This is a genomic window from Streptomyces sp. NPDC059255, from assembly GCF_042752355.1.
Classification (GTDB): Bacteria; Actinomycetota; Actinomycetes; order Streptomycetales; family Streptomycetaceae; genus Streptomyces.
Window position 1 is genome coordinate 97,653 of the sequence record NZ_JBHYZP010000035.1, and the last position, 9,238, is coordinate 106,890.

Sequence of the window (9,238 nt, forward strand, 5' to 3'; positions counted from 1 at the left end):
GGGGACAGGGAAGTAGGACACACATGTCAGCAACGCTGGACGGCAAGGTCGCGCTCGTCGCGGGAGCGACAAGGGGAGCGGGCCGGGGCATCGCGGTGGAACTCGGCGCGGCCGGCGCCACGGTCTACGTGACCGGCCGCAGCACCCGGGAGCGGCGCTCGGAGTACGACCGCCCCGAGACCATCGAGGACACCGCCGACCTGGTGACCGAGGCGGGCGGCCGCGGCATCGCCGTCCCGACCGACCACCTGGACCCCGCCCAGGTCCGCGCCCTGGTGGACCGTATCGCCGCCGAACAGGGCCGTCTCGACGTGCTCGTCAACGACATCTGGGGCGGCGAGAACCTCTTCGAGTGGGAGGCTCCCGTATGGGAGCACGACCTCGACAAGGGGCTCCGGCTGCTCCGGCTCGCGGTGGAGACCCACGCGATCACCAGCCACCACGCCCTGCCCCTCCTCCTGCGCAACGAGGGCGGACTCGTCGTCGAGATGACGGACGGCACCGCCGAGTACAACCGGGACACCTACCGGAACTCGTTCTTCTACGATCTCGCCAAGTCCGCGGTCCTCCGGATGGCCTTCTCGCTCGGCCACGAGCTGGGATCGCGCGGCGGTACGGCGGTGGCCCTGACGCCCGGGTGGATGCGTTCGGAGATCATGCTGGACCACTTCGGCGTGACCGAGGAGTCGTGGCGCGACGCCCTGGAGAGCGAACCGCACTTCGGCATCTCGGAGTCCCCGCGCTACGTCGGGCGGGCCGTGACCGCCCTGGCCGCCGACCCCCGGGTGAACCGGTGGAACGGACAGTCGCTGTCGGGCGGCCGACTGGCCCAGGTCTACGGCTTCACCGACCTCGACGGCAGCCGCCCGGACGCCTGGCGCTACATCGTCGAGGTGCAGGACGCCGGCAAGCCCGCCGACACGGCCGGCTACCGCTAGGTGTATTGACCCGCGTCAACAACCCCGCGGGTCAATACAGCCAGGCCCTTGCGTACGCGGGCCCGGAAGCGGCCGGGGCGCCGCCCCGGGCGCTTCCGGGCGCTTCCCGCCTCACCCCGTCCAGCGGTAGCGGCGCTCCGGGCGCCCCGTTCCGCCGTACCGGAGCGAGATCTCCGCGCGGCCCGTGGTCGCGAAGTACTCCAGGTAGCGCCGGGCGCTCACCCGGGAGAGGGTCCCCGCCGCGGCGCACTCCGTGGCGGAGAGACCCCCGGCGTTCTCCCGCAGGATGCGCTCCACCAGCTCCGCCGTGTGCGGGGCGAGCCCCTTCGGGAGCCCGCGGCTGCCCGGCGGCCGGGTGCCGAAGATCCGGTCGACGTCCTCCTGGCGCGCCTCGCCCAGACCGGCCAGCCGGCTCCGCAGCGATGCCACGTGCTGGAGCTGCTCCTGGAGCGCCGTCCGGTGGAACGGCTTGATCAGATAGTGCAGCGCGCCCGCCCGCAGCGCCGCCCGGATCAGCTCCGCGTCCCGCGCCGCCGTGATGAACAGCGCGTCGACGCTGGTGGTCCGGCCGTCCCGCTCCTCCGCCGCCCGCAGCTCGCGCAGCACCGCGATGCCGTCCATGTCGGGCAGGTAGATGTCGAGCAGCACCAGGTCCGGCCGGAGCCGTTCGGCCGCGCGCAACGCCTCGGCGCCGCTGTGTGCCACACCGACGACCGTGAAGCCGTTCATCGCGGACACATAGCGGCTGTGCAGCTTGGCGACCATGAAGTCGTCGTCCACGACCAGCACTCTCATCACGGCGACACGCTAAGCCGCGACCACAACGACCACAACGTCCGTTGATTCCGGAAGAGAGACAGCTTGTTAACGCACAGGCAACATGTGGCCCACTTCACACCACTTCCCGAAGGGCGGCACACGTGCGATTGCGCACCCCTCTGGCCCTGCTCGGGTCGGCACTCCTGGTGCTGGTGGGGCCGCCGCTGCTCTCCTCGGGCAGTGGCACCGACACCGGTACGCAGATACCCGGCCTGCGCTTCATGGTCCCCAACACCCCCGGCGGCGGCTACGACATCACGGCCCGCACCCTGGCCAAGAACGCCGAGGACGCCGAACTCACCCACAACATCGAGGTGTTCAACCTCCCCGGCGCGGGCGGCACCGTAGGACTGACCCGGCTCGTCGGGGAACACGGCAACGGCAAGCTCGCCATGTCCATGGGCCTCGGGGTCGTCGGCGCCGTACACACCAACAAGTCGCCCAAGACCCTCGCCGACACCACGCCGATCGCCCGGATCACCGAGGAGTCGGACATCGTCGTCGTCGCCAAGGACTCCCCGTACCGGACCATCGACGACCTGGTCACGGCCTGGAAGGCCAACCCCGCCAAGGTCCCGGTCGGCGGCGGTTCCTCGCCCGGCGGGCCCGACCACCTCGCCCCCATGCTGATGGCGAAGGCCGCCGGCATCCCGCCGAAGACCGTCAACTACGTGCCGTTCGACGGCGGCGGCGAACTCCTCGCCTCCATCCTCGGCAACAAGGTCGCCTTCGGGGTCTCCGGCGTCGGCGAGTACCTCGACCAGATCGAGTCCGGGGAACTGCGGCTCCTCGCCGTCACCGGACCCGAGCGGCTGCCCGGACTGGACGCCCCCACCCTGCGCGAGTCCGGCCTCGACACCGACTTCACCAACTGGCGGGGCATCGTCGCACCGCCCGGCATCTCCGACGCCGAACGCGCCAAGCTGCTGGCCTTCATCGAGAAGCTGCACGACTCGCCGCAGTGGCGGGAGTCGCTCAAGAAGAACGGCTGGGCCGACGCCTTCCTCACCGGCGAGGAGTTCGGTGACTTCCTCGCGGAGGAAGACCGGCGCGTCGACTCCGTTCTCAAGGAGCTGGGACTGTGACACCGCCGACCGACACCCCAGACTCTTCCGGCGCCTCTGCCACCGCCGGCACCGCGGCCCCGGCAGGGCCCCGCGACGCCCGCGGCTGGCTCCGCGAACACTCCGAGATCGGCGTCGGCCTGCTGCTGCTCGCCCTCGGCGTCCTCGTCCTGACCGACGCCCTCACCATGTCCGTCGACCTCACCCAGCGCGGCCCCGTCGGCCCGAGGACCGTCCCCGTCGTCGTCGGCACCGGACTGCTCGTCGTCGCCGTACTCCTCACCCTCGACGTGCTGCGCGGCGGCCGGGGCGAGGCCGAGGGCGGCGAGGACATCGACCTCGCCGAGCCCAGCGACTGGCGGACCGTCCTCCTGCTCGCCGGGGTCTTCCTCGCCAACGCCGTCCTCATCGGCCCGCTCGGCTTCCCGATCTCGGGCGCCCTGCTCTTCTGGGGCTCGGCGTACGCGCTCGGCAGCCGGCACCACGACCGGGACCCGCTGATCGCCGCCGGACTCTCGCTCCTCACCTACTTCGTCTTCAACAACCTGCTCGGTGTCCCCCTCCCCGGTGGCCCGCTGATGGGGGTGCTGTAACCGATGGACTCCCTCAACTCCCTCATTGACGGCTTCGGTACGGCGCTCACGCCGATGAACCTGCTCTGGGCCGCGATCGGCGTGCTGCTCGGCACCGCCATCGGCGTCCTGCCCGGCATCGGCCCGGCCATGGCGGTCGCGCTGCTGCTCCCCGTGACGTACGGACTCGACCCGACCGGCGCGTTCATCATGTTCGCCGGGATCTACTACGGCGCCATGTTCGGCGGCTCCACCACCTCCATCCTGCTCAACACCCCGGGGGAGAGCGCCGCCGTCGTGGCGGCGATCGAGGGCAACCCGATGGCCAAGGCGGGCCGTGGCGCCCAGGCGCTCGCGGCGGCGGCCGGCGGACACTTCGCCGGCGGCATGATCGGCACGATCCTGCTGGTCGTCCTCGCCCCGACCGTCGCCGCGCTCGCCGTCGACATCGGCGCGCCCGACTACTTCGCGATCATGGTGCTCGCCTTCATCGCCGTGACCTCCGTCCTCGGCTCGTCCCGGATCCGCGGCCTCGCCTCCCTGCTCATCGGCCTCACCATCGGTCTCGTCGGACTCGACCAGATGACCGGCCAGCAGCGGCTCACCTTCGGCACGCTCCAACTCGCCGACGGCATCGACGTGGTGATCGTCGCGGTCGGCCTCTTCGCGATCGGCGAGGCCCTGTGGGTCGCCGCCCATCTGCGCCGCACCACCGGCGAGGCGATCCCGGTCGGCCGCCCCTGGCTCGCGAAGAAGGACCTCCGCCGCACCTGGCGGCCGTGGCTGCGCGGCCCGCTCATCGGCTTCCCGTTCGGGGCGATCCCGGCCGGCGGCGCGGAGATTCCGACCTTCCTCTCCTACGTCACCGAGAAGCGGCTCTCCCGGCACAAGGACGAGTTCGGCAAGGGCGCCATCGAAGGCGTGGCGGGCCCCGAGTCGGCCGCCTCCGCCTCGGCGGCCGGCACGCTGGTCTCGATGCTCACCCTCGGACTGCCGACGACGGCCGTCGCCGCCGTGATGCTCGCCGCCTTCCAGCAGTACGGTATCCAGCCGGGCCCGCTGCTCTTCGAACGCGAACCCGAGCTGGTCTGGGGGCTGATCGCCTCCCTCTTCGTCGGCATGGTGCTGCTGCTCGCCCTCAACCTGCCGCTGGCGCCGGTCTGGGCCAAGCTGCTGCGCGTCCCGCGCCCCTACCTCTACGCGGGGATCCTCTTCTTCGCGGCGGTCGGCGCCTACGCGGTCGGCGGCGAGGCGCTCGACCTGGTCATTCTCCTGATCATCGGGCTGATCGGGTTCGGGATGCGACGGTACGGGCTGCCCGTGCTGCCCGCGGTCATCGGCGTCATCCTCGGCCCGGCCGCCGAGCAGCAGTTGCGGCGCGCGCTCCAGATCAGCGACGGCAGCGTGACCGGGCTGGTCAACACCCCGTTCTCGGTGACGGTGTACGCGGTGATCGTGCTGCTGCTGGCCTGGCCGGGGATACGGAAGCTGATCGCGACGCGCCGGGGGCCCGCGTCGTAACGTAGCGGTGTGACTCCCCGCGACGACCGACTCCGCCCCGCGACCGCCGCCGATGTGCCCCGGCCCGATCACGGGGCGGAGGCGGTCGCGGGGCCGCCGCCCCGGCGCCACCGGGAAGTGGTCGACGTCCATCTCGTCCTGCGCCGGGGCGACGAGGTGCTGCTCGCCCGCAGAGCCGGGACGGGATACGGCGACGGGCTGCTCAACTGCCCCTCGGGGCACGTGGAATCCGGCGAGGACGTCCGTACGGCCGTGATCCGGGAGGCGGCCGAGGAGATCGGCGTCGCGCTGACCCCCGGCGATCTGCGCGTCGCGCTGGTCATGCAGCACCGCGGTCCGGGCGGCCGGCCCCGGATCGGCTGGTTCTTCGAGGCGGCGTACGGCGCGGGCGGCGAGCCGTACAACCGGGAGCCGGACAAGTGCTCGGGCCTCGCCTGGCACCCCCTGTCCGGCCTCCCGGACGACCTGGTCGCGTACTGCCGCGCGGGCCTCGACGCCTACCGCGCGGGCGAGCGCTTCGTCCTGCACTGGCACGAGGACGACGACCCGGTCGCCCACTCCCCGGGCACCGACCGGTCCACGGTCCTGCCCGCCACGCGCGGCGGCTCGCGCTGAGAGAGACGCCGCGGGTCAGCTCAGCTCGCGGACATGGCGTACCTCGGTCGCGCAGATCTCGTACCCGAACCACCGGTTGACGGCCAGCATCGGGCCGTTGTCCGCGTCGTTCGACGTGAACGCCTCCTGGTACCCCGCCGCCCTGGCCCGGCGCAGGGAGTCCGTTTTGGCGAGCTTCGCCAGACCGCGGCCCCGGAAGGCGCGGCGGGTCCCCGTCATGCCGGTCGCGTAGCGGGTGGCGCCGTCGGTGTGGGCCGAGGTGAAGGCCGCCACCTGGCCGTCCACCTCCACCACCGTCGTCAGCTCGCGGTCCAGACACGGGTGGTTCCAGGTGTGGTTCAGCCAGTCCTCGTAGTCGTCCAGGGCCGTCGCGATATCGCCCGGCTCGTCCGAGGACACCTCCGCGTCCGCCTCGAACAGCGGGCGCGGGTCGGCCGCGTACGCGTCGCCCGTACGGAGCACCACCCCCGCCGGGAGCACCGCGGGGAGCTCCGGCAGCGCGTCGCCGGTCAGGTCGAGGCTCTGGAAGCGGGCGGGGCGCGTGGGGCGGTAGCCGTGGCGGGCGGCGAAGGCGAGGCTGCCCGGCTCGTCCAGCGCCCAGGCGTAGACGCTCGTCGCCCCGTGCGCCGCCAGATGCTCCTCGGCGGTCCTCAGGATCAGCGACCCGGCGCCCCGCCCGCGCCGCCCGGGCAGGACATGCGGGGTGACCGAGGACTGGCCGGGATCCTCGCTGTCGTATGCGATGCCCACATGCGCCGTACCGATCACCTCACCCGCCTCCTCGGCCACCAGGAGGCGGTACTTCTTGGCCGGATTCGCGTTCGCCACCTCGAACAGGAGGTCCTTCTCCGTCACGACGACGAACGGCAGGCAGGCACGGCGCAGCGCGACGACGGCAGGAGCGTCCTCGGTGCGGAAATCACGCACAGTCACAGTCATGGAGCGTGACCCTACGTGCGCCCGCCCCCGGCGCGCCTCTTCTTTTTCCCGTCGCGTTCCGGCCAGCTCTGGCGCCTGTCACTCGGCGCCGGGGGCCCGTGGGGGAGAATCGCACCGTGACGTTGAAGATCGTGATCGACCCGGCCGCCGTGACCGCTCCGTACGAGCAACTGCGTACCCAGATCTCCGCGAAGGCCCGCTCCGGTGCGCTGCCGGTCGGGTACAAACTCCCCACCGTACGGGGGCTCGCCGAGGAGCTGGGACTGGCCGCCAACACCGTCGCCAAGGCGTACCGCGCGCTGGAGACGGACGGGGTCATCGAGACCAGGGGCAGGAACGGTACGTTCGTCGCCGCCGCCGGCGAGGCCGCCGACCGCGAGGCCGCCTCGGCCGCCCGCGCCTACGCGGAGCGTGCGCGACGCCTCGGGCTCGGCAGGGCCGCCGCGCTCGCCGCGGCGGAGGAAGCGGTACGGGCCGTGTACGCGAAGTGACCGCGCCCCGGGCCCCGGAGCCGCCGGCGGCCCCCGACACCGACCCGGAGTCCGGCCCCGACCCGCTCCGGAGTCTGGCCCCGACCCGACCCGGAGTCCGGCCCCGACCCGCCCTCCGCTCAGAGGTACAGGCCCGCCTCCGGGCCCGTGTGCTGTGCCGGGACCGACGCCGGTCCCGTTCCCCGGCGCAGCGCGTACAGCTCCGCCAGCGTCGCGCCCTCCCGGCCCACCGCGGCCGCCTCCGCGTCGCCGTCCTCCCGGCCCAGCCAGGAGACCGCCTCCGCGCGGGTCAGTGAGCCGACCTCGATCCTGGCCAGGCAGCGGCCGGGGCGGACCACCGCCGGATGCAGCCGCTCCAGATCCTCGTTGGTCGTCACCCCCACCAGGACGTTCCTGCCCTGCCCGAGCAGACCGTCCGTCAGGTTGAGCAGCCGCGACAGCGCCTGGCCCGCCGTGTGCTTGGCCTCGCCGCGGATCAGCTCGTCGCAGTCCTCCAGGAGCAGCAGCCGCCACCGGCCCTTGGCCGAGCCGTCGTCCTCGCCGATCGCGATGTCCATCAGATAGCCGACGTCGTTGAAGAGCCGTTCCGGGTCCAGCACACAGTCCACCTGGCACCAGTCGCGCCACGAACGGGCCAGCGTGCGCAGCGCGGAGGTCTTGCCGGTACCCGGCGGCCCGTGCAACAGCAGCAGCCGGCCCGCGATGTCGTCCGGGGTCACCTTCATCAGCCGGTCCATCGCCTCGGCCACCGGCGCGGTGTAGTTGGGCCTGACCTCGTCCCACGTGCCGGCGGTGATCTGCCGCGTCGTACGGTGCGGGCCGCGCCGCGGCGAGACGTACCAGAACCCCATCGTCACGTTCTCGGGCTGCGGCTCCGGATCGTCCCGGACGCCGTCCGTGGCCTGCCGGTGGATCTTCTCCGCCAGTTCGGTGCTGACGGCCGTCACCGTCACATCGGCGCCGCGGTTCCAGCGGGACACCAGCAGCGTCCAGCCGTCGCCCTCGGCCAGGGTCGCGCTCCGGTCGTCGTCGCGGGCGGAGCGCAGCACGGTGGCGCCGGGTGGCAGCAGGCCCGCGCCCGGCTTGACCCGGTCGATCGTGGAGCTGTGGGAATAGGGCTGCTCGCCCGTCGTGAAGCGGCCGAGGAAGAGTGCGTCGACCACATCCGAGGGCGAGTCGCTGTCGTCGACGGTGAGCCGGATCGGCAGGGCGTCCTGAGGGTTGGGGGACATGTCGCCCATGATCCGGCACAGGGACCGCCGATGCACGGTCTTTTGGCCCCTGGCGGGGGAGCGTGCCGCGGGCGCCCCGCGGCTCCGGCGCGCCGCGCCGCCGCCGTCACCGCCGTCAGCGCTCCCGGCCCGCCCCCTGTCTCCCGGCCCCCGTCACTCCGTCAGGCCGCGTCGCGGTCCCCGCCGCCGCTCCGCCGGCGCGCGCCGGGCGCGGCCGCGCGGGCCACGGCCGCGGCCCGGCGGGCCCGCCGTACCAGCGCGTACCCCTTGGTCAGCGCCCGGTCCCCGGCGAAGGCGCGGCCGAGCGCCCGGCCCTCGACGAGCCGGTCGAACTCCTCGATCCCGGTGGTGCGCCGTACGGTCACCCGCTCCAGCGCGTACGGGCCCTGGCCCCGGCGCGCCAGCGCGTTGCCCACGGCCAGCGACTGGGTGAACCCGGCCGCGCGGACGGCGTGGCGCACCCGCCGGCTGGAGTAGCCGTACGGGTAGGCGAAGGAGACGGGCTCCGCGCCCAGCTCCTCGGCGAGGATCTCCCGGCAGCGCCCGGTCTCGAAGCGCAGCCGCCGGTCATCGGTCTGGTCGAGCTGCGGATGGGTGTGGCTGTGGCCGCCGATCTCCGTGCCGGCGGCGGCCAGTTCCCGTACCTGGTCCCAGTCGAGCATGGTGTCCGGGGCGCCGCCGGCCCGGCGATCGGAGGGCCCGCCGCGCAGCCACGCCGTCGACACGAAGAGCGTCGCGGCGAAGGAGTGCTCCGCGAGTACGGGGAGCGCGTGCCGGTGCACCCCCTCGTAACCGTCGTCGAACGTGATCAGCACCGGGCGCTCCGGCAGCGGCTGCCCGGTGCGCCAGGCGTCGGCGAGCCGCGCCGTGGTGACCGGGGTGAAGCCGCGCGCGCCGAGCAGCGCCATCTGCGCGGCGAACGCCCCGGGCGGGACGGAGAGCGCGCGGGTGGCGGGCGCGGGCCGCTCCGCGACGGCGTGGTACATGAGGATCGGTACGCCGCCGCCGCCGCCGCCGCCGCCGGCCCCGGCGGCGGCGGCGGGAGGC

The 9,238-nt window shown here is 73.3% G+C and carries 9 protein-coding genes and 1 pseudogene; 6 read left to right on the plus strand and 4 right to left on the minus strand.

Annotated features, from left to right (window positions below):
* Window positions 1-23: 23 nt before the first annotated feature.
* Window positions 24-938 carry an SDR family oxidoreductase gene (locus ACFXKG_RS32005; RefSeq protein ID WP_384846470.1) on the plus strand — a complete coding sequence of 305 codons (915 nt, stop codon included), beginning with the start codon at window positions 24-26 and terminating at the stop codon, window positions 936-938.
* 111 nt (window positions 939-1,049) lie between these two features.
* On the opposite strand, the gene ACFXKG_RS32010 is transcribed toward ACFXKG_RS32005, so the two are convergent.
* The gene (locus ACFXKG_RS32010) at window positions 1,050-1,733 is read right to left on the minus strand and encodes a response regulator (protein WP_384846495.1); all 684 of its coding nucleotides are present in this window, start codon (window positions 1,731-1,733) and stop codon (window positions 1,050-1,052) included.
* Window positions 1,734-1,858: 125 nt separating this feature from the next.
* Between ACFXKG_RS32010 and ACFXKG_RS32015 the strand changes: the two genes are divergently transcribed.
* The 4 genes and pseudogenes from ACFXKG_RS32015 to ACFXKG_RS32030 all read left to right on the plus strand — a co-directional run.
* A complete protein-coding gene (locus tag ACFXKG_RS32015) occupies window positions 1,859-2,842 on the plus strand; it encodes a Bug family tripartite tricarboxylate transporter substrate binding protein (protein ID WP_384846472.1) in 984 nt (327 codons plus the stop codon).
* Entirely contained in the window at window positions 2,839-3,414 is a 576-nt protein-coding gene (locus ACFXKG_RS32020; protein WP_384846474.1) for a tripartite tricarboxylate transporter TctB family protein, read from the plus strand. Before ACFXKG_RS32015 ends, ACFXKG_RS32020 begins: the two co-directional genes overlap by 4 nt.
* A 3-nt stretch (window positions 3,415-3,417) precedes the next feature.
* Window positions 3,418-4,914, plus strand: coding sequence for a tripartite tricarboxylate transporter permease (locus ACFXKG_RS32025; RefSeq protein ID WP_384846476.1), 1,497 nt, complete (start codon window positions 3,418-3,420; stop codon window positions 4,912-4,914).
* A gap of 96 nt (window positions 4,915-5,010) precedes the next feature.
* Window positions 5,011-5,529, plus strand: a pseudogene (locus tag ACFXKG_RS32030) (NUDIX domain-containing protein); the annotation flags it as partial.
* A 15-nt stretch (window positions 5,530-5,544) separates the two neighbouring features.
* On the opposite strand, the gene ACFXKG_RS32035 reads toward ACFXKG_RS32030, so the two are convergent.
* Entirely contained in the window at window positions 5,545-6,468 is a 924-nt protein-coding gene (locus ACFXKG_RS32035) for a GNAT family N-acetyltransferase (protein ID WP_384846478.1), read from the minus strand.
* A gap of 116 nt (window positions 6,469-6,584) precedes the next feature.
* Here ACFXKG_RS32035 and ACFXKG_RS32040 point away from each other — a divergent pair, with 116 nt between their 5' ends.
* Window positions 6,585-6,959, plus strand: coding sequence for a GntR family transcriptional regulator (locus ACFXKG_RS32040; RefSeq protein WP_365810329.1), 375 nt, complete (start codon window positions 6,585-6,587; stop codon window positions 6,957-6,959).
* 119 nt (window positions 6,960-7,078) lie between these two features.
* On the opposite strand, the gene ACFXKG_RS32045 is transcribed toward ACFXKG_RS32040, so the two are convergent.
* The gene (locus ACFXKG_RS32045; RefSeq protein WP_384846481.1) at window positions 7,079-8,191 is read right to left on the minus strand and encodes a DUF5925 domain-containing protein; all 1,113 of its coding nucleotides are present in this window, start codon (window positions 8,189-8,191) and stop codon (window positions 7,079-7,081) included.
* 161 nt (window positions 8,192-8,352) lie between these two features.
* The gene (locus ACFXKG_RS32050) at window positions 8,353-9,177 is read right to left on the minus strand and encodes a polysaccharide deacetylase family protein (RefSeq protein ID WP_384846497.1); all 825 of its coding nucleotides are present in this window, start codon (window positions 9,175-9,177) and stop codon (window positions 8,353-8,355) included.
* Between the last annotated feature and the right edge of the window lie 61 nt (window positions 9,178-9,238).

Coding starts and splice junctions, on each gene's coding strand:
- ACFXKG_RS32005 (WP_384846470.1), top strand. CDS start 24: ATGTCAGCAACGCTGGACGGCAAGGTCGCGCTCGTCGCGGGAGCGACA.
- ACFXKG_RS32010 (WP_384846495.1), bottom strand. CDS start 1,733: ATGAGAGTGCTGGTCGTGGACGACGACTTCATGGTCGCCAAGCTGCAC.
- ACFXKG_RS32025 (WP_384846476.1), top strand. CDS start 3,418: ATGGACTCCCTCAACTCCCTCATTGACGGCTTCGGTACGGCGCTCACG.
- ACFXKG_RS32035 (WP_384846478.1), bottom strand. CDS start 6,468: ATGACTGTGACTGTGCGTGATTTCCGCACCGAGGACGCTCCTGCCGTC.
- ACFXKG_RS32045 (WP_384846481.1), bottom strand. CDS start 8,191: ATGTCCCCCAACCCTCAGGACGCCCTGCCGATCCGGCTCACCGTCGAC.
- ACFXKG_RS32050 (WP_384846497.1), bottom strand. CDS start 9,177: ATGTACCACGCCGTCGCGGAGCGGCCCGCGCCCGCCACCCGCGCGCTC.